This is a genomic window from Tateyamaria omphalii, assembly GCF_014651375.1.
GTDB classification, from domain to species: Bacteria; Pseudomonadota; Alphaproteobacteria; order Rhodobacterales; family Rhodobacteraceae; genus Tateyamaria; species Tateyamaria omphalii.
On sequence record NZ_BMWT01000001.1, the window covers coordinates 88,977 to 114,509 of the forward strand.

Here is a 25,533-nt window from a genome sequence, read left to right on the forward strand (position 1 = left end):
GCCGCTCCCGAAATCAATTTAAGAATGCCCTCAGTCTGACACGCACCGTGTAAGCGGCGCAACGGCTCACCCATCCGGTTAAGCGGTTCTTCACCGTCCGCATGACATATCATCTGGAATTCTTGTATGGTGGAGGACCGGTATGAGTCTGGCAAACAAACTGGCAGAAGAGCGGCGCGGCCGCCTTGCAGCGGAGCGTTTGCTCGAGCTGAAGGAAGCCGAATTGTCAGCCGCCAATCGCAAACTGGGCAAACACGCGGCCGCCTTGCAGGGAGAGATCGTCGAGACCCGGGCCGAGGTGGCAACGGTCAAGACAGAGAATGAGCGGGTCAAAACCGAACTGGGGCAAGCCAATCAGAAAGTCGAGATTGCCGAACGCCGCCTCTGGCATTCCGTGCAAACGATCACAGATGGCTTCGCGTTTTTTAACTCCGACAACCAGATGATCGCCGCCAATGCCAGCTACCTTGCCATCTTTGACAACATCGAAACGATTCAGCCCGGCGTGAATTATGTCACCATTCTACAGGTGATGACTGACGAAGGTATCGTGAATACGGAAGGGATGGAGGCCCAAGCCTGGCGGCAGAAGATGCTAAACCGATGGATGCAACCCCAACCTGACCCGGTCACCGTCCGGCTGTGGAACAATCAATACATCAAACTGGTCGATCGGCGTGGGCAGGCTGGCGACATCGTTTCGCTTGGCCTGAACATCACCGAATCCGTGCGCTACCAGCAGGAACTCAAAGCTGCGCGCGCCGAGGCCGAGGCCGCTAGTCGAGCAAAGTCGGCATTTCTTGCCAATATGAGCCATGAAATCCGAACGCCCATGAACGGTGTTGTGGGCATGGCAGAACTGTTGGGGGATACCGGGCTAAGCGAAGAACAACAGCTATATGTCGACACGATCAAGAATTCAGGCGAGGCGCTGCTGGTTATCATCAACGACGTACTCGACTACTCAAAGATCGAGGCGCAAAAGCTGCAATTGCATCTTGAGCCTTTCGATCTTGAACGCAGTATTCACGAGATCATCATGCTGCTTCAGCCCTCGGCACGTGACAAGGGTCTGACCCTTCTGCTGGACTACGATCTGTTTCTTCCAACTATGTATGTGGGTGATCCGGGACGTATCCGGCAGGTGCTGACCAACCTGATGGGCAATGCCGTCAAGTTCACCAGTCAGGGGCACGTGTTGGTGCGCGTGACGGGTGTGCCTGACCTTGAAGCGGGTCATGCAGATGTGACCATCGTGATCGAGGATACGGGCATCGGTATTCCCGAAGACAAGATCGACCACATTTTTGGCGAATTCAATCAGGTCGAAAACGAACGCAATCGCCAGTTTGACGGCACCGGGCTGGGCCTTGCCATCTCTCAACGGCTTGTATCGCTGATGGAGGGTGAGGTTTGGGTCAGCAGTGAAGAGGGGATCGGATCGGTCTTTGGGTTCCGCATCCCGCTCAAGCTGAGTGAGGCAAAGCTGCCGGAACATCCACCCGTGCCCGAAGGTTTGCGACGCGTCATGGTCGTTGATGATATTGAGGCGAACCGGACAATTCTTCAACGTCAGTTAGAGCAGCTGGGTCTGGGAGTCGTGTCTTGCGCCTCCGGTGAAGAGGCGCTTAAGCAGTTGGCCAACGTCGACCTGATCCTAACGGACCACAACATGCCGGATATGGACGGGCTTGAGTTGGCCGAAGCCGTGCGCACAACGGGATCAAACACCCCCATGCTCTTGCTGAGTTCAAACCCGAGCTTTGCCACCAACGACCCTGGCGCTAAGCATCTGCACGCCATCATGCAGAAACCCGTGCCCCGGGCCGACCTGTTTGCACGACTTGAAAGCGTGGGGCCTGTGATTGGCGCCAGTGGCGTGGCCCCTGTCCCAGCCAAAACGCGGCGCATGGTTGTGCTCGCAGCAGAGGACAACAAGACCAACCAACTTGTCTTTGGCAAAATGGTCAAGGATGCCGATATTGACCTGCATTTTGCGAACAACGGGATCGAAGCGGTCGAGATGTTCGATAAGGTATCACCGGATCTGATCTTTATGGACATTTCAATGCCCAAGATGGACGGCAAGGAGGCGACCAAAACGATCCGTGCAAAGGAGAAAGAGACCGGGGGTCACGTGCCGATCGTCGCGCTCACCGCGCATGCGATGGATGGTGATGACAAAGGCATACTTGAAGCGGGGCTGGACCACTATCTGACCAAGCCCTTACGCAAACCGGAGATTCACGGCATGTTGCACGATATGTGCCCTGACGGCGTCACTCCGCCCTTTGGTGAGGTGCCCAAGGAAGGTGCGGCCTAGCTTTTGGGATAGGGCCGGACGAATACCGGTTTGGCGTCTGTCGACAGGTCCGGTTTGTATGCGTAGCCATCCGTGTTGAAACTGCGCACTCCATTCAGATCCGTGATCCTGTTCTGGATGATGTGCCGCGCCATGGCGCCCCGCGCACGCTTGGCAAAGAAGCTGACGATCTTTGGCCCTTGACCCTTGTCTTCCATGAACGCAGGCGTAACCAATTGCATCTTCAGCGCTTTTTCGGGCACAGCGCCAAAGTATTCCTGACTGGCACAGTTCACCAGACAGTCGGTGCCTGTCTGTTCGGCCTGGGCGTTCAGGGCCTTTGCCAGATCGGTCCGCCAGTAGTCGTAAAGCGATGCACCTCGGCGCGTCTTCAGACGGCTGCCCATCTCGAGACGGTAGGGCTGGATCGCATCCAGCGGACGCAACACTCCATAGAGCCCGGACAGGATGCGCAAATGATCCTGCGCATAGGCTGTGTCGTCCGCCGACAGGGTCGCTGCGTCCAAACCTTGATAGGTGTCGCCAGCGAAGGCGAGCATCGCCGGGCGCGTCGTTTCCGCCCGCGGATCGTCTGCAAAGGCTTGGAACCGGTCACGGTTCAGGCGCGCCAGCTCATCGCTGAGGTCCATCAGGGACTTGAGTTTACCCAATGTCAGATTGCGCGTCGTGCGTGCCAAGCGCACAGCATCGTCCTGCATGGCCGGAGCCGTCATCTGCACGTCCCGCTCTGCCCAGTCCAACCGTTTGGCCGGAGAAATCACAACCAGCATCTCTGCCCCCTCATCCTTGCTTTCGCTGATCTAGCCCGCGGCCCGCAGCACGTCCAGAAATGCAGGGCCAAAACGTTCTGCCTTGCGATCGCCCAACAGACGTTCCAGCCCGGCATCATCATCAGGACGCAACTGCGCCACCTTGGCCAACTGAGACGCAGAACAGCTCAGCGGCTTGTCCGTACCATCACTGCCACGCGCCAATTCTGCCTGCACCGCCAGCAATTGGTCAAAGATCGTGCCCGCATTGTGCCCTGCCAGTTTGCGGCGTGACGGGTGCACGGCCTCGGCCTCTCCGTTGATCACCTCAAGGAAGGCCGACCCGAATTTCTCCAACTTCTTGGCCCCGACCCCGTTGACCTGTGCCATCTGGTCCAGATTTGCGGGGCGTCGTTCCGCCATTTCGATCAGCGTGCGGTCAGGGAAGATGACGTAGGCGGGCACTTTGGCTGCCTCGGCCAGCGCGCGGCGCTTGGCTTTGAGCGCCGACAAGAGCGGAGCATCTTCCTCGGACACCATTGATTTCACCGCCGGGCGACGGGTCGCTGCAGCTTTGATCGTATCCTTGCGCAGCGTGATCTGCGCCTCGTTCCGCAGGATCGGTAGCGCCGCATCCGTCATACGCAGCGCGCCGTAGCGTTCCGGATCAGGACGTACGAGGTCATGGCCCATCATCTGCCGGAACACCGCTTGCCATTGCGGCTTGGAATACTCTTTGCCGACGCCGTAGGTCGGCAGGCTGTCATGGCCGCGTTGGCGGATCTTGTCGGTCTCAATCCCCAACAGAATGTCGATCAAATGTCCGGCACCAAACCACTCGTCGGTACGCAACATTGCCGACAGCGCTTTCCGCACCGCGGTGGTGCCATCGAAGACCTCAGCCGGCTGGTCGCACAGATCACATTTGCCACACGTGACCTCAGCCTCGCCAAAATAGCCAAGAAGCGTCTTGCGCCGGCATTCCAATGCTTCGGCCAATCCGAGCAGCGCATTCAGGCGGGCATGATCTGCCATACGGCGTTCGGGTGGTGCCAGCCCTTCGTCGATCTGGGACCGGCGCAGCTTGATGTCGTCAGGGCCAAACAGTGTCAGCGTCTCTGCAGGTGCACCGTCCCGACCCGCACGTCCGATTTCCTGATAGTACGCTTCGATGGATTTCGGCAGATCAGCGTGCGCCACCCAGCGGATGTCGGGCTTGTCCACGCCCATGCCAAAGGCGACGGTGGCAGCTACGATCAAACCGTCTTCTTGCTGGAACCGGCGCTCAGCAATGCGGCGATCATCAGCCTCCATCCCACCATGATAGTGGATCGCGGCATGACCCGCTTCGCGCAGCGCCTGTGCCAGGGTTTCGGTCTTGGCGCGCGTGCCGCAATAGACAATCCCAGACTGGCCCTTGCGAGCGGCGGCAAAGTTCAGGATTTGCGCGCGGGGTCCATTCTTGGCTGCAAAGGCCAAGTGGATGTTGGGCCGGTCAAAGCCGCGCAGGAAGGTGCGTGGCTGCACCCCGTCGAACAGCTTTTCGACAATCTCGACTTGCGTTTCGGCGTCCGCTGTGGCCGTGAATGCAGCAAGTGGCACGTCCAAGGCGCGCCGCAGCTCACCAATGCGCAGGTAGTCTGGGCGAAAGTCATGCCCCCATTGGCTGACACAATGCGCTTCGTCCACGGCAATCAGGCTGACCCCGATCCGGCGCAGCATGCCAATGGACGACCCGGCGGCCAATCTTTCGGGCGCAATGTAGAGCAGTTTCAACGCGCGGCGCTCCAACGCCTCCCACACTGCGTCCGTCTCTTCCGGCGTGTTTCCGGATGTCAGGGCACCGGCCTGCACACCTGCTTCCTGCAGGGCGCGCACTTGGTCGCGCATCAGGGCGATGAGCGGTGATATGACAACCGTTACACCACTCCGCATCAAAGCAGGCAATTGAAAGCAAAGGGATTTACCGCCACCGGTTGGCATGATGGCCAAGGCGTTTTCGCCCGCTGCCACAGCCTCGACAATCTCTTCCTGCCCGGGGCGGAAGCCGTCGAACCCAAACACATCCCCTAGCAGCGTGGCAGCGCTGGCCATGTCCGAAACCCTGTCAAATTTTATGTAGTCTGCTCGTTGTCTACAGACTCACATTTTAACGGGCCGTGAACAAGAGGGATCAGACAAGGCCGAAGGCAGCAGGCAGAATAAAGGAGCGGATTGCGATCAGCGCAACAAAAGCCACCAGTGGCGCAAGATCGAGCGGATGCGTGTCAGGCATGACGCGTCGGATGGGTTGGTAAATCGGTTCAAGCAGCCGGTTCAGCCCGGTCCAGACCTGCCCAACGATCGGCTGGTGCAGGTTCAGCACCTGGAAGTTGATCAGCCAGCTCATTATGATGTGGATGATCATAATCCAGTAGACGACCCCGAGGATCAGTTGCAGCGTGCCGTAAATCGCGAAAAGCATGAAAGCGTCCTTGTTCTTTGCCCCAGACCTAAGCCGCTGGCCGAAGTGGCGCAAGGTCACGTCGTCGCACCCATTGATGTTTCGCTGCAACGCCGCAACTAGGACGGCAAGGAGTTACACCCATGTTTCCATTCGTTCGCCTTGCAAAAGAGATGGTCAAAGCCCGCCGCCAGCAGCCGCTGGGGTTGACCGATCTGCATGTCACGCAGCACCGGGTGTGGCCCTGGGACCTTGATGGCTTCATGGAGCTGAACAATGGCCGCGCCCTGACGCTGTACGATCTGGGTCGCCTTGGCCTTGGCCAGCGTGCAGGCCTGATTGATGTGCTGAAGGCCAATCGCTGGGGACTGACCATGGCGGGGTCATCCGTGCGCTACCGCCGCCGCCTGCATGCCTTCCAGAAGTTCGAGATGCGCAGCCGCGCCGTCTGCTGGGATGACAAGTTCACTTATCTGGAACAATCCATGTGGAAGCCAGATGGCGAATGCGCCAGCCACGTGCTCTACCGTTCGGCCGTCACGGACATGAACGGGATCGTGCCGCCGCAGAGGGTGCTGGAGGCGATGAACCAGGATCCAACCTCTCCCCCCATTCCCAGCTGGATCGCGGCCTGGATCAAGGCCGAAGCACAGCGCCCGTGGCCACCGATGCAGGACGCGGAAGAGCCCAAGCTGCAATCAGTGGCGTAAAACCTTACCTTGCCACGACGCCCCCGGCCTGCTTTGGTCGCGTTAACAAAAAGACGAGGGATGCGGGGCATGGCGGAAATTGGGCTGAAAAAGCGCATTTGGGGTTGGTTTTTCTTTGATTGGGCCAGCCAGCCCTATCACACCGTTCTTTTGACCTTCATCTTTGGACCGTTCTTTGTGTCGCTCGCCAGTGACAGCTTCATGGCGCAAGGGATGGATACGGAACTGGCCAAGGCCGAAGCCCAATCGATGTGGTCCTTCACCCTGACGATCACGGGACTGCTCATTGGTTTTGGCGCACCATTGTTGGGGGCGATGGCGGATACTGGTGGGCGGCGTATTCCTTGGGTCATTGGCTTTTCCCTGATGCTGGTGGCGGGGTCAGGTAGCCTTTGGTTCACCGCTCCGGACGGCAGCAATCTGACCTGGATGCTGATGGCTTTCGCCTTCGGTTTCATCGGAGCAGAGTTTGCGCTGATTTTCATCAATGCGCAGTTGCCGACGTTGGGTACGCATGAAGAGGTTGGGAAAATCTCTGGCTCCGGGTTCAGCTTTGGATATGCAGGCGGGGTGCTGTCGCTGTTCTTGTTGCTTTTGATCTTTGTCGAACAGCCCAACGGCAAAACGCTGATCGGACTTGATCCACTGTTCGGGCTTCTTGATCCGGCGGAACGTGAAGGCACGCGCATCACCGGCCCTTTTGTTGCTGTATGGTTTGCGCTGTTCATGATCCCCTATTTCATGTGGGTGCGTGATGTGCAGCCAACCGGTTCGCGGACGTCTGTAGCAGCCGCCTTGTCCCGATTGTGGGGCACGGTGCGCGCGTTGCCTGCCAAACGCAGCCTCTTCAGCTACCTTGGGTCGTCGATGCTGTATCGCGATGCGCTGAATGGACTTTACAGTTTCGGAGGCACTTTCGCGCTTCTGGTTCTGGATTTCAGTGTCGTGCAAGTCGGCGTGTTTGGCATCATCGCTGCGATCGGAGCGTCAGTCTTCAGCTATCTGGGCGGCATTGCGGACAAACGCTTCGGGCCCAAACCGGTTGTCATCGTCTCGATCTGGGTACTGATGGGGGTTTGCTTCATGCTGGTAAACCTGTCCCGTGACCGAATGTTCGGCTTTGACCTCGCCGAAGGCTCTCTTGTGCCCGACATCGTCTTCTACATCTGTGGCGTCCTGATCGGAGGCATGGGCGGCGTGATCCAATCTGCGAGCCGGACACTGATGGTGCGACATTGCGACCCCGTCGCAGCAACCGAGAGCTTTGGGCTTTATGGTCTGAGTGGTCGGGCCACGGCATTCATGGCACCATTCCTGATCGGCGTCGCAACCACCGTGACCGGAAACACCCAACTTGGTGTATCGCCGCTGCTCTTTCTCTTCCTTTTGGGGTTGATCATGTTACGCTGGGTCAACCCCAAAGGTGAGGTTTGACTGTGCGCTCTGTTCGACGTTCCTTTGCCCTGATCACGGCCCTCCTGCTTTGTGCCTGCACAAGCGGTGCCGGCACAGACATTGATGGCACGCCCACCCCGGACGTGGACCCGGCCACGTTGCAAAACATCGCCAAGGGGCAGTTTGGCGGCAAGCGTCGCGCCTCGGCGCAGACGGCGGCAGCGTTTGGCGGGTATTCGCGGGGCTGTCTGGCAGGTGGCATACAGCTGGCTGAAACTGGTCCGACTTGGCAGGCCATGCGCCTGTCTCGCAACCGGAATTGGGGTCACCCCGAACTGGTGGACTATGTGCAGGACCTCAGCCGCAAGGCTGCTGCCCAGCCGGGTTGGTCAGGCCTTTATGTTGGAGACATGAGCCAGCCGCGGGGCGGACCGATGCTGACAGGCCACCGCAGCCACCAGATCGGCCTTGATGCTGACATCTGGATGTTGCCGGCCCGCAATCTGACACTGTCTGCCGCCGAACGCGAAAACATAAGTTCGATCTCAACCCGCCGAGCGTCTGGCGCTTACATCAATTCCAACTGGACCAGAGCCCATCACGAGATCATCAAGGCCGCAGCAAGCGACAGTCGTACGGCGCGCATTTTTGTGTTCCCCGGCGCCAAGGTCCAGATGTGCAAAGACGAAAAAGGCGACCGCAGCTGGTTGCGCAAGGTGCGCCCATGGTGGGGGCATCACTATCACTTCCATGTTCGCCTGAACTGTCCCCGTGGTGCGCGGGGTTGTGTGGATCAAGCCGCGCCTCCCCCCGGTGATGGATGCGCAGATGCGCAGCAATGGGTGAACAACATCCTGAACCCGCCGCCCCCCGATCCGAATGCCCCCAAACCCAGACCGCGCCGCGAATTGCGTGTAGGAGACTTGCCGCAACAATGCTCTGGCGTTCTGGCCTCGCGCTGATCCTGTCGGCAACAGCTGCGCTTGCCGACCCGCTCACCTTCATCCAAAGCTGGACGCTTACATCGGACCGGAGCGATTTTGGCGGCCTGTCCGCAATTGAAATGTCAGGTCCAAACTCAGCGATCGTTCTGTCGGATCGAGGCATGGCTTTTGCATTGACGTTGGACCGTTCCATCCGCAACGTCACGATTGCCCCCACCAACCAACCCTATCCCAACCGTGACAGCGAAGGATTGGCTCGCGCCGGTGACACGCTGTATTTCAGCTACGAAGGACCAGCGGTCATTGCCGCACAGGATGGCACACGGATCCCAGCCCACCCGGATTTCGCCCTATATCACCCAAACGGATCATTGGAAGCGCTAGCGGCAGATGAAGACGGCACGCTCTATACTCTGCCGGAACGGTCCGGTGATCTGGCGCGCCCGTTCCCCATCTACCGATTTCGAAAGGGCACTTGGGACATCGTTGCGACACTGCCGCGGGATGGGCCATTTCTGCCTGCAGGTGCCGATATCGGGCCGGACGGGCAGCTCTATATTCTTGAGCGTACATTCACTCCCCTTGGGTTCCGCAACCGGATACGCCGCATGAACCCCAATGAGCCGAACACACCAGCCGAAACACTTCTGACCACGGGCGCAGGACAGCATGACAATCTGGAAGGGCTCACAATCTGGACATCCGACAGCGGCGCAACCTGCCTGGCAATGGTGTCGGATGACAATTTCATATCGGTCCAACGCACGGAACTGGTAGAATACGCCCTGACGGAAACGCTTGCGAACGGCGCAACCTGCGACTAAGAGGCGCCGTCCGGCATGTCGCCGGGCCAAGTCGCCGCTACCTTGCTAAAACGGGCACCAGATATGACACGCGTACACCTTCCCGGCATCATTGCCATGGCCATCATCGTTGTGGCCTCGAACATCCTTGTTCAGTTCTTGTTTGGAAACTGGCTGACATGGGGGGCGTTTACGTACCCGCTGGCTTTCCTGGTGACAGATATCATGAACCGGGTGTACGGCGCCGGCCCGGCCCGCACAGTTGTATTCGTGGGCTTCATCGTTGGCGTATTCTGCTCGCTTATCGGCACCCAGATCATGTTGCAGGGCGACGGGTTCACCTATCCTGCCGTGACTTTCCGCATCGCCATCGGCTCTGGCCTGGCGTTCCTGACCGCGCAATTGCTTGATGTCGGTGTCTTTTCCGCCCTCCGCAAAGGGGTCTGGTGGAAAGCGCCACTGGCTTCGACGATCATCGGAAGCTCGGTTGACACAGCCATCTTCTTCACCATCGCGTTCTCGGCCAGCCTGACATGGCTTGAGCCCGCAAATGATGTGTCCTGGGCAGGCGAAATCCTGCCCCTGCTGGGCGCAGGTCCCGAAGCGCCGCTTTGGGTGTCACTCGCCGTGGCAGACTGGATGGTGAAACTGTCGCTTGCGCTTATTGCATTGGCACCTTTCCGGTGGGTCACCGCGCGCGCGACCTCCGCCAGCTAAATCTGTTGACTTTTACAGACGCTGTGCCACGATCACCTTGAGTTCAACATTTGAAAGGAGGTGATCCAGTGTCGAGAAAGGTATTGGAGAGAGGTGTCGGAACAGCTTGGGAGGTCTCCTGCTAAGGCAGTCCTTCGCGGTGCAGACCGCCAAGTTGGTCGGTTGATCTAACCGGCACAACCTCCGAAACATTTCGAGAAGGGCCGCTGATCTAGCGGCCCTTTTTCGTGCGAGCTAGTCGAGGTATGCAGGGCCATGCTGCGGATAAACGACGATATCACTATCCAGGACTGGGAACTGAGCGAGCAATTCGTGCGTGCCTCTGGGCCCGGCGGACAGAATGTGAACAAGGTGGCCACAGCGGTTGAGTTGCGTTTCGAAGCAGCACGATCACCCTCTTTGCCCGGGCCGGTCAAGACGCGGCTGAAGCGATTGGCAGGACGGCGTTGGACGACCGGGGGAGCGCTGATCATTCAGTGCGATGAAACGCGCAGTCAGGCCAGAAATCGGGACATTGCCCGGCAGAGACTGGTGGATCTGATCCGGAAAGCGCTGGTGGCGCCCCAAAAAAGGATCGAGACGCGGCCGACTTTGGGATCCAAAAAACGCAGGCTGAAGGCCAAGAAAATGCGGGGAGAAGTGAAGGCCTTGCGGGGCCGCATTGAGGAGTGATGGGCCTCGGAGAAGTCAGCCGTCCCATGGTGGAACAGATTTCGGAGCACGAGAGTTCAATGAGCTACCAAGTCGGGCCTGCCCTTTTTTGGGGTGTAGGGGACATATCTTCGTAGTCTTGGGAAATTTCCGACTTTGGACTCGACAACAAAAATGCCGCAAAGCGCAGAAAGCCGACTTTGCAAAATTGCAAAGTTGTCCGCTCCGGCACTCGACCGGATAGGAGCCTTTCGTCATTATTGTCGGCTTCGACGGAAACGATTTTCATACAGACCGCGGCAGGCGTGTCCCCCAATACATGCGTCCCAAAAATTCAGTTTGACGTAAGGTTCAAAGAGGATGTCATAAAGGGAACGCAAATGAAAATAGCAGCGCAGATAGGATTATATCAATCAGTTAGAACTACCAAAGTCCAATTCAACTCGAGCGCGCAGTTTGAAAACGATCTTTGTATTTGATGCCGGTGTGCGCAGGGTCGATAGATAGTGATATCAAGCACGTAACGAATCCACGAGGCAACCCATAGAAGCGTGATGCTCGCTTCGTCGACAGGTATTTGACATGGCAAACAACACCTACAAAATTAGAAGGCTAGACGATCGCGCTCTCTTTGATCTCATGAATGATGCCAAAGCGGCAGTTGAGGCAGCGGATCCTGCAGACCAAGCAAACGTAAAAGTTTCGTGCGAGCTGACCTTTACAGGGCACAATCTGATTGGACATCTGAACTTCAGTGATCAACCGCCAAAGGCGGGGCGATATGCGATACAAATTGCGACACTCACGCTGCAAAGCAAGAACACAGAGGCAATACGCTTCTTAATACAAAAGGGCAGTGACGGTGAATATGATGACTTCCAGCTCCCGCAAAACGCGCATGGCCCACGTTCTGCGGAGTGGAAAACCGGGGGGAATCGTGCAGCATTCCTCGCTGCCCACGATACCCTAACCACCGCGCTTGCGCCGACTGAAGCCGATCCCGACACCCCCACTGGCCAACTGACGAACTTTGCACAGAACATAGATGTATCTGTCAGAGGGTTTGCACAGAGTCTTGAAAGCACACTGCACACACTTGCAGAGCAACGAATTGTAGAGCAGGAACACAACAAGGAAGAACGAGAGCGTTTGCGGCTCGAGATGGAACAGCAGCGCGCGCTGATTCTCAAACAGGCCAATAAAGAGATTGCTACTCGCCAACAGCAACTCGAGGATCGCAAGCAAGAGCTCGACACACGAGAAAGCGAACTTCTGCTAAAGAGCCACAAAGATGCGCGACGTCAAGCGTTTGAAACCCTGCTGCAAAATCTCCAAGACCTATCGAGACGCCCTAAAGCATCCGCTGATGCGTTTCGGTCTCGCATTATGATCTTCTTGGCGATGATAGGTAGCGGGGTAGCCGCTGGCTGGTTTGCTTTGTCATCTATGACACCAGATGATCTTCCAAATTCAGCTACAGAATTTCAAACCTGGGTAACTATACTAAAACCAATCGGGCTGTCTTTGCTCTCCTTGGGGGCCTTCGCTGCTGCCATTCAATGGTTGCGCCATTTTTACACCCAAGACCTTCGTTTTGCGGAGGAAAATGAAAGATTTGGCCATGATATGGCCCGTGCATCTTGGGTCATGGAAGCGTATCTCGAAATGACACAGGAACATGGTATCAAAAATGTTCCGAAAGAGTGGATGCGTAATGCCACTGAAGGTCTTTTCCAGAGAGGTGGAGCGACGCAGAACGTGGATGAAGCCGCTCAGGCGTTCGCTGCTTTGTTAGGGATGGCTGGGTCAGTAAAGGCCGGGCCCAACGGATTTGAGGCTCAAGTCGGGAAAAGAAACTTGAGCAAGATGTCAAAAGTTGTTCACGGGGGTGATGACTAAGCATTTTGCGCACGTTTTAAAATGAAGGACAGACCAACTCCATTCGATGGTCGGGCAGCAATGCCCGCTTCAGGACTTGGGCGACTTTGATGCCAGATTCGGTAGACGTCAGCAGCGAGCTCATATTGGTCATGTCTCGCTGCGCGTTGAACGGAATTTATATGGGACGCTGCTAAGACGGGATTGCGTTAAAGTCGATCTTCTGAAAGCGGTCCCCTTGACTCTTCAGTACCGTCCAATCGAATTCATAAAGCTCTTCGTCGGTCCAATCATCTGGATATTTGATCCGGAACAAGGAGCCAATCGCAGCCTCCAGAGGGTGGTAATCATACCCAGAAACCGTGAGCGATGTGGAACCTGCGGAAAATTCTTGATCGCGAAACTGAGAGGTGACGAGAACAAGGAGGCCGGCAACGGCCATTACGAGGTTCTCAAGGTTAGCTTTCTTGAACTCATTGTGCCGGTCGTGCTTGCTTGCGTTGTAGGCTTGATACCACGGGAGACTTAGGGTCAGGATGCATTGATTTCGGCTGCGCTGCGTGATTCACGAGCTGGAAAACGGAGCGGTGACATGAGCGACCTTTTCTGGCTGAACGACGAGCAGATGGCCAAGTTGGCCCCCTTTTTCCCTAAGTCGCACGGCAAGCCAAGGGTCGACGACAGGAGGGTTCTGAGCGGGATTATCTTCATCAATCGCAATGGCTTGCGTTGGCGTGATGCTCCTGCCGCTTATGGTCCGCACAAAACGCTTTACAGCCGATGGAAGCGTTGGAGCGAGAAAGGCATTTTCGCTCGGATGATGGCCGGGTTGGCTGCGGAACACGGCGAGAAGCAGACCGTGATGATTGACGCGACATACCTGAAGGCACATCGAACGGCGACCAGTATGGCCGCCAAAAAAGGGGGCGCGGTCGCCTGATCGGTCGCACCAAGGGCGGTATGAACACCAAGCTACATGCCATCTGCGACAGCCTGGGACGACCGATCGACCTGTTCGTCACCGCCGGACAGGTGAGCGATTATATCGGCGCACGGGCGCTGCTCAGTGGCCTGCCAAACGTCAAATGGCTGCTTGGGGATCGCGGTTATGACGCTGACTGGTTCAGAGAAGCCTTGCAGGACAAGGGAATACGAGCCTGTATCCCCGGGCGAAGGCAACGAAAGACGCCGGTCAAAAACGACAAGCGCCGCTATAAGCGGCGAAACCGCATTGAGATCATGTTTGGCAGGCTCAAAGATTGGAGGCGTGTGGCGACCCGCTATGACCGATGTCCAAAGGTCTTCCTATCGGCCATCGCTCTCGCCGCTGTCGTCATCTATTGGTTATGAATCCTGACCCTAGCACCACGACAGTATCTGCCAGAGCGCGAACTACATTCAGGTCATGACCAATCATGATCAGACCTCGCCCCGCAGCCTGGATCAGCTTGAACAGGTCAATCACGCGGGATCTGTTCTGCGCATCCGAGCCCTTGGTCGGCTCGTCGGTGACGACAAAGGACGCACGTGCGGCAAGCGCCATCGCAATCATGACCCGTTGCTGCATGCCTCCTGACACCTGGCCCGGATGCTTGTCCAGATCTGCCGCAGACAGCCCGGATCAAGCCGCCATCTGAAGATCTCGGCAACCTGCTTGCCAACCGACATCGTTGGATCCGGCGCAATCGCTGGTTCTTGCAGCAGCACAAAAACATGGTCTTTCCATAGCGGATTAGCCTTCTTATGGCCATCGAGATAGATGTCACCGGTCACAGTCAGACCGGGCATTGGCACCCCAGACAAGGCCGCAGCAAAAAGTGATTTACCAGTGGTCGGGGTAACTCTCTGTCTTTCCGATCTATTCCAGAATTCGCGCGAGAAAAAAATATAGCCTATGGCTTCGTGGCCGGCAAAAATTCGCGCATAGGTAGTATTAATCATGGAGTTCACAAAAATTCATGTTAGCTAATTTGGATGACGCAGACTGAACCTGCGTCAACGACACAGCTAATCGGAAATACAGTCAGGCGGAAACAAAGTTACGCGGAAACGAAGCGATCTACGGACTGAGGGTGTGCTCTTCAATGAACGATCCATATGGACCAGTTTTGCCAGGATCCGGGAAAAACGACTATGAAACATACATGTCGACGGATCAGCTCCTGGCCCTTCAAAAAGGTCCGGATGACTGGGTGTCCAAAGATGAGCTTCTCTTCCAGGTCACGCATCAATCTACCGAGCTTTGGCTGAAGTTAGCTCATTCTGAATGCGAAGAAGCACTTGCCCTGATGGCTCAGGACGACACCAATGGTGCCAGCGCATGCCTCCGGCGCTCGACCCAGTGTATTCGCCTCATCCGATACCAGCTCGACATCTTGTCCGAACTGACACCTTGGGACTTTCTGCGACTGCGTCCGGTTCTTGGGAACGGATCTGGATTTGAGTCACCGGGCTGGCGCAGCATCCGTCAGGTTGGAGCAGCTTTGTCCGACCAGCTAGACGCCTATGTCAGGCGCAGGGGAATTGACATGGCTCAGACCTATGTGAGTGGTCAGCACGGGTCTGAATATCGTCTGTTCGAAGACCTCATCGACTGGGACGAGAGCGTGTCTTTGTGGCGCGCCCGGCACTACAAACTGGCTGAGCGCATAATCGGCCAGTTCACCGTCGGCACCAAGGGCACGCCCGTTTCGGCCCTTAAGGATATGCCAGATACCAAGTTCTTCCTTCAGCTGTGGCGGGTGCGATCCGAACTCGCAGCAATGAGTGGCACCCAGCAAGTAGACCACGCATGACACAGACGATCGAAGCCACTCGGAGCGCATTTCCACATATGGATCAGATGGTCTATCTGGCCACTTGCAGCTTGGCGCCACGATCATCCAACGTGGATGCCGCGGTCGCGGAGATGCTAGGCGCCATGTCACGGCCAGCTTTGGCATGGGCCCGTTTTGAGCAAGAAATAGACGATCTGCGCGAAGAGATTTCCAAGCTTATTAATGCCAAGCCAGAGCAAATCGCGTTCCTGCCCAATGCTTCCGTTTGCGCCTATCAGATATTGGAAGCGATGACCGATCTTCACCCGCTCGAGATCGTGTATTCGCACGACGAGTTTCCCTCCATCGCAAATGTTTGGACCGCAGAACAGGCACGAGGTGCCCGATCATATAGCATGGATGACGAAGGCCTTCAGGTATCGCTGGGTCGCCGCTCAGTTGACCCTGACCAAACGCACGCCACCTTAGTCTCTGTTCCAGCCGTCAGCTATCTGACCGGACGGCGTCCCAACCTGTCGAAAATCGCTACGACCGCCAGGGAGGCCGGTGCTGTACTCGCTATCGATGCCTACCAAGCGCTTGGCAGTGTTCCGATTGACGTCAATGCGTTGAACTGTGACTTTCTGTTCGCGGGAACAATGAAATATGCGCTTGGACTTCCGGGCCTTGCGTTCCTCTATGTTAAGGAACCGATGCGCTGGAGCGCTCCAGCACTGACTGGATGGTTCGGACGCCAAAACCCTTTCGACTTTGAGTCCACAAAATTGGACTATGCGTTGGACGCGCGTCGGTTTCAAACCGGCACCATCGCTGTTCCAAGCGTCTTTTCTGCCAAGGCCGGGCTAATGCTCCTCTCGGAGGTGACGCAGAAGGACCGCGCGGCGCACATTGCGAATATTGTGGACTACACGGCTCAAAAACTGCTGGTTCAAGGTGAACAACTTGTAGGCTATCAAAGCGCGGGATCTCATGGAGCCCATGTCGCCTTCTTGGATGCCGAGGCCGAAACTCTTGGCCAGCGTCTCGCAGAGCAAGGTATTATTACAAGCCCACGTGGAAACGCTGTGCGCGTTTCCTGCCATCAATACACAACAACTTCCGATATCGATGCCCTTTGCACATTCCTGCGGGGGTACCGCACGCATCATGGGGGACAGAATGACAATAGCATTGCCAAATCTGCGTAAAGACACGATTCTAAATCTGGATCGGGACGGAACTGAGAACTCAATCGTCCATCAACTGATCCTCTGTTTGAACCGGCCGTCCGCGACATCGCTGCCAGTGAGCGAGATCGTCAACACATTTCAGCGGCAGGGAAAGCACTTCGTTCCTAAGGAAGTGCTTTTGCTGCTATCGCGTATCCGCGACAAACTTTCAGAAAGCGATGACGGCACCGATGGATGGACGATCGCCTTTCTTGATGTCCTTTTGGACAAGGCCGATCAAACCTATGACTATCATTCCTATCTCGCGCTGAAAGTACTGTTCTGGGGCGACGAGCATCGGATTGATGAAACTGCTCTCGATGAGAACATCCTGGCACTGCTCTTGGATCTCCTGGACTTTGAGACCGCTGCACCCAACCAGGCCGTGCGCTGGTTGGATCGGCTGCCCGCAGACGCTGAACTGTTAGACCTCCGGTGCCAACGGATCCTAAAGCTTGTTCAGCGTCCCGCAGAACGCTTGGGGATCTGGCCGAGCACAAAGGATCTGAGCGCTCCACAGCTTTCGCACCTGCTATTGGAACTATTCGACAGGCGCTGCCCTCCGACAACCAACGCCCGATTGCACCACACCATTCTACCCGTCGCAACGGTCCACGACGAGTATATGTTCATTCGCGTCCTTCAGACGTTCGAAACAGTTTTCAGGTGGCTGGCGCGTGTTTTGCAACGGGTCATCGATCTGGACACCGACAACATAGATCTGTCCACACATTTGATGCGGCGGTGCTCTGTGCGTTTGAATGAAGTGCAATTCCTGCTGACACTGCTCAGCAGCATGCGCAAGGAAGCATTCGCCGATTTCCGCCGCTTCACTGAGGGTGCAAGCGCGATTCAATCCCACAGCTATAAGCTGATTGAGGCTCTTTGCCGAACGCCGGACCCGGACAGATTGAACTCAGCCGCGTTTCAGGCTGTTCCTGGATTGAAGCCAATCCTGAGTTCGCAGACATCCACCCTGGATCAGGTGCTGGAACGCATGAAGCATTCTATAGCGATCTCCGACACCAAGTTCGAAGCCTTCAAGGACAGCGCAACCGAATTCGAGACAGCCGTGCTCAGATGGCGCAAATTTCACCATAAACTTGCAGTTTCCATGTTGGGCAAGACGACGGGGACGGGATATACCGAAGGCGCGTCGTACCTCGACAAAGTCAAAGATGCGCCGCTTCTCCTGGCAACTACATCGCGTCGGGGAAGCGGATGATGCACACCCCAAAACCCGACGCACGCGTTGCCATTGTCGGAGCGGGTCCCGTTGGTTTGACCCTCGCGGCGCTGCTTTCAAAGTCCGGTATCTCGACCTCGCTCTATGACAAGGCACCTCACCTTCTGCGCAAAGGTTCCAAGGCCTGCCTGATACAGGGTGACAGTCTTGAAGTTCTCGACAAGATCGGATGCGCCGCTCAGATCGCGGAAGAAGGTATCGCCTGGCGCAATGGCCACGTCTTTCTCAATGATATCGAGTTGATGCCGCACACATTTCCCGAGCGGCCTGGGTTCTCCCAATTCGTCAACATCTCGCAATATCGGATCGAACAAGAACTGCTGCGGCATCTGGAACAAGACCCGCTTTGTACCTTGTATTGGGATCATGAGGTTGTCGGCCTGCATCAGACCTCATCCGGCGTGACGCTGGATCTGCGCAATGAAGATCAATCCTTCGCTGCCGAGTATCTTTATGTCGTCGCCTGCGATGGCGTATACAGCACTGTTCGCGACCTCATGGGGCTGGAATTCCCCGGCTACACGCATCAAAATCCCTTTTTGATCACCGATATCCGCGCCTGCCTCCCCATGCGCAAGGAGCGGCACTTCTATTTCAATCCTGCGTTCCATCGGGGCCATCAAATGGTCATGCATCCGCAGCCCGACAACATCTGGCGGATCGACTGGCAGCTTGAAAAAGGTGCAGATATCGCGGCAGAACGCGAAAATGGCGGTCTGGATAAGCGCATCCGCAAAGTCATCGGTGACGTTCCATACAACATCGAATGGATCAGCACCTACCAGTTCAATCAGAAAGTCATGGACCGTTTCGTTGCCGGGCGGGTGCTGTTTGCCGGGGATGCGGCACATGCTCTGCCGCCCTACGGGTCTCGTGGCATGAACAGTGGAATCCAAGACGCCGACAACTTGGCATGGAAGCTTTCCAGGGTCCTGAACGGAACGTCTGATCCAGGGATTTTGTCCATTTACAGTGACGAGCGACGGGCCGCAGCGGTTGAAAACGTGCGGCTCACAGAGGCGACAATGCGCTTCATCGCACCGGCCGACCTTCGAAGCAAAGCCATTCGCCACAGCGTTCTGTTTCTCGCGCGCCTCTTTCCTGCGGCGCGCAAATGGATCGATCATGGAAAGATGTCGGAACCATTTACCTATACGTCATCAGAAATGATCGGGCCTAAGGATTTTTGCCCTATCGTTGGACACTTCCTGCCAGATCTACCGGTTTTTCTGGAGAATAAACGGAGCCGACTGCGCAAACTCTTGGGCGATGAGTTCACATGCCTAATCTTTCCCGAGCAGTCTTCAATTCCGTTGATCCGTGACGTGCGTGCGCCTCTTGGCAAAGAAAGTGATGTGCGTTTTGTCATCGTCCATCGACGCGGGGATACGCATCCGCAGGAACCGGCCTCATCGTATGAACAAGCAGATCGGATCGCGAACTATGATGACATTGTCGGCGCGCAGAAATTCGTGTCGAAAGGGGCATGCTTTTTTATCATTCGCCCTGATGGCTACATCGCGAGTTATCACGCAATTTCAGAGCTTTCGCGTCTGAAGCATCACCTGTGTCGGGCTTCCATGAGGATCGAAACGCCTGCGCCGCATGCACGTCCGGTGCGTGCGAACACCGATATGGAAGAGGTTGTGTAACATGAGCACTGTATCCAATGACGCACCGGAACTGGCATGGCTCAACGGCAAGATCATCTCTTGGGACGCATGTGTGATCCACGCGCGCTCGCAAGCTGCTTTTTGGGGCGCGAATGTTTTTGAGGGCGTTCGCGCCTATTGGAACCCCGATCACGAGCAGTTGTATCTCTACCGGCTGGATGACCATCTGCGTCGGCTGCGCGCGTCCATGAAATGTCTGAATATGCCTGTGACCTATGACGACGCGGAGCTGCGTGGCGCGGTCCTTGCACTCCTGCGAGAGAGTAACACGCGACAGGACACGCATATCGTCTTCGTGACCGGTTTCAATTTCGGAACCAACTTCGACTCGCTCGGATATACCGAAGATACGCTGACCCATATCACTGCGTTGCCCATGCCGCGCTCCCCCCGATACGAGAGCGGTGTTAGCGTCGCGGTTTCCTCCTGGCGACGCATCAGTGATGAGACATCGCCGCCCCGGATCAAAACGGGTGCCAATTATCACAACAGTCGCCTGGCTCAGCACGAAGCGGTCCGCAACGGTCACGATACGGCCCTTTTTCTGAACCAACGTGGAACACTTGCCGAAGCACCGGGATGCTGCGTTGCGGTAGTTCTCGGTAATGAAATCGTGACGCCCCCTGGAACAAGCGGAGTCTTGGAAGGGATCACCTTAGATACGATGGGGCGCTTGGCCTCAGAACGTTTGGGTCTGACTTTTCAGCGGCGCGAAATTGATCGAACAGAGCTTTATCTGGCGGACGAGGCGATGCTCTGCGGAACGCTCGCCGAGTTACAACCGATAATTCGTGTGGATGGGGTCGACATCGGTACCGGCAAACCGGGTCCAATCCTGCGCGAACTTCAGCAGCTCTATGATCAGGAAGTTCGCACGGGGGGCCAGTCAACGCCGGTTTACCCAGCAACGGAGACGCATGTTGAGGACAAACCTTTGACGCTGGAAGCAGGACAATGACGTTCGGTGAGAAAGTCACGACAATTGATCTGACGGCGCCCTTGTCCGAAGCCACACCGGTTATTCGGCTGCCTGACGCATTTAACCAAGCTTGGCCGTTTTCGCGGCAGTTGATCAGCAAGTACGACGCAAAGGGAGAGGCTTATTGGTACAACATCTCATTATCGGAGCACACCGGAACGCATATTGACGCTCCGATACATTGGAAATCGGGGGAAACAGGTTCGGATGTTGCATCAATTCCGCTTGAGCACCTGATCGCGCCAGCCGTTGTGCTTGATACAAGCGCAGAGGTCGCTCAATCTCCTGACTTTCTGCTGACCATTGAACACGTGATGTCATGGTGCGATGCGAACGGGCCGCTCCCGGACGGTGGGTGGCTCCTTTATCGTACTGGTTGGGACGAGCGGGACCAGGACAGCGACAGCTTTCTGAACAACGGGCATACGCCAGGTATCGAAGCCGACTGCGCGAAATGGTTGGCGTGCGACACTGGTTTGATCGGCATTGGCGTGGAAACCGTGGGGACAGATGCCGGAAAGGCAGCCGGGCAGACGCCGCCGTTCCCAGTACACTGGTATTTTCTTGGAGCCGGAAAATACGGCATTACTCAACTCAAGAACCTCTCAAGGCTCCCGGCCACCGGTTTTCAGATCGTGGTTGCGCCTTTGCCGATTGTTGGTGGTACCGGCAGTCCTTGCCGCGTTTTCGCGCGTCTCCCCGATGTCAGAGGCGACACGCACGAAGGGGGCGCGCCAAAACCATAAATTCATAGGCTCACCAATCGAATTTCATCACCCCTCTCTCCTTCTGGAGAACGGTCAAAGTATCACGGAAACTCCCGCAAAAGAGGCACAGTCATATGAAAATTGAAGCTGTTATTCGAAAAGGGGTCGTTCAAACGGAGCGGCGAAAGTTTCGAGAGAAGCTTGCGCAGCGACCATCTTATCTGCGCCTCGACCTGAATGAAAACCTGATCGACATTCCGAGTTCGGCATTCGATGAATTCCTCCAAGGCCTCACGCCCGAGATGTTGTCCGCCTATCCGGAGCTGAGCCGCGTTTACAAGGCCGTTTCAAAGTTCTTCGATATCGGCGAGGACATGATTGTACTGACCAACGGGTCGGATTTGGCCGTCAAAACCCTATTCGATTCCTGCATCGATGCCGGCGATCATATCCTCGTACACGACCCCTTCTACTTGATGTATGCACGGTACTCGGAATTCTTCGAAGCAGATCTCGAAACAGTTCCAGTGCTTGACAACTGGAAGCCGGACCTTTCCGAAATGTCCCGGCGGCTGCGGCCCAATACAAAAATGGTCATTCTTGAAACGCCGAGTGGAAACCTCGGCTCATCCGCCGATTTCGACGACATTGCACATCTGGCGCAAGAGTTGGAGTTGCGCAACGTTCTGCTGGTAATTGATGAAGCCTACTTGTTCGTAGAGAGCGGTGACAGCCGTTTCCTTGACCTGCAAAAAAGGCACAAAAACATTGTCATATTGCGCACTTTTTCAAAGGTGTTTGGGCTGGCAGGCGCGCGGATCGGGGCCGTCATTGCGAGCCCGGAACTGACGCAGCAGTTTTACAAGGTGCGCCCGCTTTATGAAATCAGTGCTTTGGCGGCTCATGCGGTCGAATGGCGTTTGGGTCAGCCACAGCTCTTGTCGGCGTACCAAAAGACGATGCGGGAGTCGAAAGAGTGGCTGAAAGCGCGGCTCGAAGAGTTGCGCATCCCCTGTCGCGATGGCGCCGGGAATTTCGTCGTCATTTATGTGCCAGATGGCGATCGGGGTCCGTTTTTCGATCTGGCGAAAGAGAAAGGCGTCCTCATCGGAAAGCCGTTTTACCAACCGCAATTGCGCGGGTGGTGGAGAGTGACGGTTGGGTCGCTTCCTCAATGCAAGACCTTCATCAATGCCTTGTCGGACTCGGTTGCCTCGCCGGACCCGGCCACGGCGAACGAAATCTGAAATCAGGAGACCTCTAATGACACATGCCCCATTGTCGAAACCCGTCGGCATCAATCATATTTCCATTGAAGTCGGTGATGTTGCGGAAGCCGTGACGTTCTACAGCAGCATCTTCCAGATCGAAGTGGTCTACGAAGACAAAGCCGGGATTCCGCGCGACGAAATGGCCTCTGTCGAGCTTGGGGATCAGTTCATGGTCTTCACCCGAAGCAACCGAAGCAATCGGGACGTCGACCGTCATTTTGGTCTCGTTGTGGACGACAAAGAACGGGTCCGCGAACGACTTCATGAGCTCAAAATCGATCTTCTGCCTCTGGACACGTTGACCTTCCTCGATCCTTGGGGGAATCGCGCGGAAATCGTTTCGTATCAGAACATCACATTCACAAAGCTTCCCGGGGTGCTCAGGCAGATGGGCTTGGATGGCATTGAAAAGAACGAAAAGGCCAAGGTCAACATGGCCAAAAAAGGGTTCGTTTAAGGCCCACGGCTCATCGTTTGTGCCGAGAGATGCACACCAATCCAGAACCGGAGTGTGAGATGACAAAGACGCTTGCCATAATTCATCCGTCGTACGACATACCGTTCATTTTCGAGGTCGCCGCGCGCGATGGGTACAAGCTCGTGTCGATCCTACCAGAGCATGGTCTTGAGACCTGTCAATATGAGGCCGTCATTGGGTCTGCGATATTACCAATCTACGAGGACCCCGAGACTGCCCTATTAGAGTTTGAAGCTCTACATACCAAATGGCAGTTCGATGGGATCTGGCCAATCAAAGAACACAGCATGGTCTGGGCCAGCACACTCGCAAAGAGGCTCGGCATGCCCGGCATATCTCCGGAGGCCTCAGTGGCTGCGCGCGATAAGACAACAATGCGAAGCCGGTTCGAACGAGCAGGGATGCGGGTGCCACGCAATGTCACGGTATTACCAGACGATAGTAGCTCGGTCTGCGCCAATCTCACCTTCCCAGTCGTGGTCAAGCCCGCATCTGGATATAACAGTTCTGGTGTCCAATTGGCTTATTGCGAGGCAGAGCTCGACCCTGCCATCTGCCATGTGCGCGAGTTGAACCGCCAGATCTATGACGAGCATTCTTGGAGCACAATGGGAACCTTTTCCAAAGTCATTGTTGAGGAATTTATTGATGGCCCCGAATATGTGGTGGAGACCTTTGCCGTTGACGGAGACGTCAGGGCGCTGAATTGTGGCTATAAGGGAGATCCAAAGGGTCCTTATTTCGAAGAGACCATTTACCTTTGCCCCAGTGGGGCAGGTACTGAACTCGAGGCCAAAATGAAGGCCGAGGCCATAAACGGAACCAAGGCGCTTGGTCTTAACAACGGGCCTGCCCATTGCGAGATGCGGCTGGATGCCAATAACGAGCCGGTTCTTCTTGAAATTGGCGCGCGCCTTGGCGGCGCGGGCTGCGCTCATTTCAATGTCGAAGCCTCCTCGGGCGTGGATTTGGCAGGGTTACAAATGCACCAGGTCGCCGGCACACTGACCTCTGCCCATTGGCCGCCCCCCGAACAGGGTCTTGGCAAGGCCGCGAGCAGTTGGATCATGCCCTTGGGAGGATCTGGATATCTGGAGAGTGTGACCGGTCTGGACGACGTGAAGCGCCATCCCGATTTCCGCCACGCGCTGGAATTTGCGCGGTTTGGTGAATTCTACCGACCGTATCCGGATTTTGATGGCTACATCTACATCATATTTGGCCAACACGATGGACCCGAGCAGGGTTATGCGTTCTTTGACTTTCTCGACGCGACACTTAAGGCCCAGTGGCGATCCGTTGATGTCGGCTCTGTCGCATGACCGCGCCGCTGCTTCTGTTGGGTAAAACCTTAGATGCCCCCGACCAAGCACAGCGTATTGAAGCATCTGGACAGCCGGTGTTTCTGGTAACGCGCAGGGCGCGCTTTGATGCGCGGTACGATCTGGGAGTCAATCAGGTTCTGATTACCGAGCTCGAAACAGATGCCCTGGCGGAGGTGCTGGATAGCATTCATGAGGCATCCCCTTTTTCAGGCGTCTTGTCTCTGACGCAGCCATTCCTGGACCTCGCATGTCAACTAGGGCGGCGTTGGAGCCTGCCGCATCTCAATCCCAAGGCGGTCGCGCTCTTGCCCGACAAGACCGCGATGCGCCTTCGGCTCAGCGAACATGATGAACTGTCTGTTCCTCATCGGCTTTGCCGCAATGTGGAAGACATCCTAAACTTCCATGCCAGTTTGGGACGCCCCGTGATCGTCAAACCGGCGAAGGGAAATGGCAGCATCGGTGTTACGTTTGTTGATAGTGAAAACCGGGCGAAACAGGCAATGGCTCGCATTGAAGCCGTGGGCGACATGGCACTTGCCGAACTCTGGCTCGGCGGGCGAGAATTTAGTGTCGAAACATTCTCTTTGAACAAACGTCACCATCTATTTGCGATCACAGAAAAGATCGTGGACAAAAACTTCATTGAAACCGGACATCTTGTACCGGCCCGGCTGAGCACAGAGGAACAGGCGCGCATATGGCAGCAGGTACAGACCTTTCTGGATCACGTTTCGCTGACCGATGGACCTGGGCATACCGAAATCAAAGTGGATGGATCAAACGTCGCCGTGATCGAGTCACACAACCGCTTCGGCGGCGGTCAGATTACGAAGTTGATGCAACTTGCGCTTGGCATAGACACGACGCAAGTTGCCGCAAAATGGGCATGTGGCGAGGGTTTTGCCCCAACACCAAACACGCGTACTGCCGCCGCCGCCGTTCGCTTCATTACCCTGCCCCAGGGTCGCATTCGACAGATCAGCGCTCCGACCGAGGGCCAACTGGGTCCCGAAAGCGAAATGGTTGAACACACGTTCAAACTCGGTGTCGGCGATTTCGTGCCAGAGTTGGCAGGCAACATGCAACGCGCCGGTTACTTCATCGTAAAGGCACGAACGGCGGATGCCGCATTTGCAGAAGCAGATCGACTTGAGTCGCTGTTCCGGATTGACGTGGAACCACGAGACGGCATGGTCAACGCATGAATTCAACCGCCGGCGTCATCCGAACCAAACATCGATTTCCTCTTCTGT

At 56.2% G+C, this 25,533-nt stretch carries 24 protein-coding genes; 18 read left to right on the forward strand and 6 right to left on the reverse strand.

Features of this window, described 5'->3' with window-relative positions; genetic code table 11:
* Positions 1–142: 142 nt before the first annotated feature.
* Positions 143–2,323 carry a response regulator gene (locus IE087_RS00395; protein ID WP_189366955.1) on the forward strand — a complete coding sequence of 727 codons (2,181 nt, stop codon included), beginning with the start codon at positions 143–145 and terminating at the stop codon, positions 2,321–2,323.
* Here IE087_RS00395 and yaaA read toward each other — a convergent pair.
* The 3 genes from yaaA to IE087_RS00410 all read right to left on the reverse strand — a co-directional run bounded on the left by yaaA (position 2,320) and on the right by IE087_RS00410 (position 5,536).
* The gene (gene yaaA, locus IE087_RS00400; RefSeq protein ID WP_189366956.1) at positions 2,320–3,093 is read right to left on the reverse strand and encodes a peroxide stress protein YaaA; all 774 of its coding nucleotides are present in this window, start codon (positions 3,091–3,093) and stop codon (positions 2,320–2,322) included. The two genes, IE087_RS00395 and yaaA, sit on opposite strands and share 4 nt — an antisense overlap.
* A 30-nt stretch (positions 3,094–3,123) precedes the next feature.
* Positions 3,124–5,166: a DNA helicase RecQ gene (gene recQ, locus IE087_RS00405; RefSeq protein ID WP_189366957.1), complete on the reverse strand. Its 2,043-nt coding sequence runs from the start codon at positions 5,164–5,166 to the stop codon at positions 3,124–3,126.
* Between the two features lie 79 nt (positions 5,167–5,245).
* The gene (locus tag IE087_RS00410) at positions 5,246–5,536 is read right to left on the reverse strand and encodes a YggT family protein (protein ID WP_189366958.1); all 291 of its coding nucleotides are present in this window, start codon (positions 5,534–5,536) and stop codon (positions 5,246–5,248) included.
* Between the two features lie 122 nt (positions 5,537–5,658).
* On the opposite strand from IE087_RS00410, the gene IE087_RS00415 reads away from it, so the two are divergent.
* The 7 genes from IE087_RS00415 (at position 5,659) to IE087_RS00445 (ending at position 12,634) form a co-directional block, all read left to right on the forward strand.
* Complete coding sequence (locus IE087_RS00415; protein ID WP_189366959.1) at positions 5,659–6,225, forward strand: acyl-CoA thioesterase; 567 nt, start codon at positions 5,659–5,661, stop codon at positions 6,223–6,225.
* Between the two features lie 69 nt (positions 6,226–6,294).
* Positions 6,295–7,659, forward strand: a complete 1,365-nt coding sequence (locus IE087_RS00420) for an MFS transporter (protein WP_189366960.1) — start codon at positions 6,295–6,297, stop codon at positions 7,657–7,659.
* 80 nt (positions 7,660–7,739) lie between these two features.
* Positions 7,740–8,582 (forward strand): penicillin-insensitive murein endopeptidase, encoded by an 843-nt coding sequence (mepA, locus tag IE087_RS00425; RefSeq protein ID WP_373296484.1) that lies wholly within the window; start codon positions 7,740–7,742, stop codon positions 8,580–8,582.
* On the forward strand, positions 8,555–9,388 hold the full coding sequence (locus IE087_RS00430; protein WP_189366961.1) for an esterase-like activity of phytase family protein: 834 nt from the start codon (positions 8,555–8,557) through the stop codon (positions 9,386–9,388). The genes mepA and IE087_RS00430 overlap by 28 nt, the downstream gene beginning before the upstream one ends.
* Positions 9,389–9,451: 63 nt before the next feature.
* Positions 9,452–10,084: a queuosine precursor transporter gene (locus IE087_RS00435; RefSeq protein ID WP_189366962.1), complete on the forward strand. Its 633-nt coding sequence runs from the start codon at positions 9,452–9,454 to the stop codon at positions 10,082–10,084.
* Positions 10,085–10,339: 255 nt separating this feature from the next.
* Complete coding sequence (gene arfB, locus IE087_RS00440; RefSeq protein WP_189366963.1) at positions 10,340–10,756, forward strand: alternative ribosome rescue aminoacyl-tRNA hydrolase ArfB; 417 nt, start codon at positions 10,340–10,342, stop codon at positions 10,754–10,756.
* Between the two features lie 561 nt (positions 10,757–11,317).
* Positions 11,318–12,634, forward strand: a complete 1,317-nt coding sequence (locus IE087_RS00445) for a hypothetical protein (protein WP_189366964.1) — start codon at positions 11,318–11,320, stop codon at positions 12,632–12,634.
* A gap of 172 nt (positions 12,635–12,806) precedes the next feature.
* Here the strand turns inward: IE087_RS00445 and IE087_RS00450 are convergent, their stop codons facing one another.
* A complete protein-coding gene (locus tag IE087_RS00450; RefSeq protein ID WP_189366965.1) occupies positions 12,807–13,055 on the reverse strand; it encodes a hypothetical protein in 249 nt (82 codons plus the stop codon).
* A gap of 150 nt (positions 13,056–13,205) precedes the next feature.
* Between IE087_RS00450 and IE087_RS00455 the strand changes: the two genes are divergently transcribed.
* A protein-coding gene (locus IE087_RS00455) for an IS5 family transposase (RefSeq protein WP_189366966.1) occupies positions 13,206–13,963 on the forward strand; the annotation gives its coding sequence in 2 pieces (ribosomal slippage) (positions 13,206–13,542 and positions 13,542–13,963; 759 coding nt in all).
* On the opposite strand, the gene IE087_RS00460 is transcribed toward IE087_RS00455, so the two are convergent.
* Both IE087_RS00460 and IE087_RS00465 read right to left on the reverse strand, forming a co-directional pair.
* Positions 13,947–14,180, reverse strand: a complete 234-nt coding sequence (locus IE087_RS00460; RefSeq protein ID WP_189366967.1) for a P-loop NTPase family protein — start codon at positions 14,178–14,180, stop codon at positions 13,947–13,949. The genes IE087_RS00455 and IE087_RS00460 overlap by 17 nt on opposite strands.
* Positions 14,162–14,554, reverse strand: a complete 393-nt coding sequence (locus IE087_RS00465) for a P-loop NTPase family protein (RefSeq protein ID WP_189366968.1) — start codon at positions 14,552–14,554, stop codon at positions 14,162–14,164. Before IE087_RS00465 ends, IE087_RS00460 begins: the two co-directional genes overlap by 19 nt.
* Positions 14,555–14,697: 143 nt before the next feature.
* Between IE087_RS00465 and IE087_RS00470 the strand changes: the two genes are divergently transcribed.
* From IE087_RS00470 to IE087_RS00510, 9 genes are all read left to right on the forward strand, one after another.
* Positions 14,698–15,408 (forward strand): tryptophan 2,3-dioxygenase family protein, encoded by a 711-nt coding sequence (locus IE087_RS00470; RefSeq protein ID WP_268244623.1) that lies wholly within the window; start codon positions 14,698–14,700, stop codon positions 15,406–15,408.
* A gap of 47 nt (positions 15,409–15,455) precedes the next feature.
* Positions 15,456–16,577 (forward strand): aminotransferase class V-fold PLP-dependent enzyme, encoded by a 1,122-nt coding sequence (locus IE087_RS00475; protein ID WP_189366970.1) that lies wholly within the window; start codon positions 15,456–15,458, stop codon positions 16,575–16,577.
* 1,242 nt (positions 16,578–17,819) lie between these two features.
* Complete coding sequence (locus IE087_RS00480) at positions 17,820–19,496, forward strand: FAD-dependent monooxygenase (protein WP_189366971.1); 1,677 nt, start codon at positions 17,820–17,822, stop codon at positions 19,494–19,496.
* 1 nt (position 19,497) lies between these two features.
* Positions 19,498–20,475, forward strand: coding sequence for an aminotransferase class IV (locus IE087_RS00485; protein ID WP_189366972.1), 978 nt, complete (start codon positions 19,498–19,500; stop codon positions 20,473–20,475).
* Entirely contained in the window at positions 20,472–21,242 is a 771-nt protein-coding gene (locus IE087_RS00490) for a cyclase family protein (protein ID WP_189366973.1), read from the forward strand. Before IE087_RS00485 ends, IE087_RS00490 begins: the two co-directional genes overlap by 4 nt.
* A gap of 95 nt (positions 21,243–21,337) precedes the next feature.
* A complete protein-coding gene (locus IE087_RS00495) occupies positions 21,338–22,450 on the forward strand; it encodes a pyridoxal phosphate-dependent aminotransferase (RefSeq protein WP_189366974.1) in 1,113 nt (370 codons plus the stop codon).
* A 16-nt stretch (positions 22,451–22,466) separates the two neighbouring features.
* Positions 22,467–22,931: a VOC family protein gene (locus IE087_RS00500; protein ID WP_189366975.1), complete on the forward strand. Its 465-nt coding sequence runs from the start codon at positions 22,467–22,469 to the stop codon at positions 22,929–22,931.
* Positions 22,932–22,990: 59 nt separating this feature from the next.
* A complete protein-coding gene (locus tag IE087_RS00505; RefSeq protein ID WP_189366976.1) occupies positions 22,991–24,274 on the forward strand; it encodes an ATP-grasp domain-containing protein in 1,284 nt (427 codons plus the stop codon).
* Positions 24,271–25,485, forward strand: coding sequence for an ATP-grasp domain-containing protein (locus IE087_RS00510; protein ID WP_189366977.1), 1,215 nt, complete (start codon positions 24,271–24,273; stop codon positions 25,483–25,485). Before IE087_RS00505 ends, IE087_RS00510 begins: the two co-directional genes overlap by 4 nt.
* Positions 25,486–25,533: the final 48 nt, after the last annotated feature.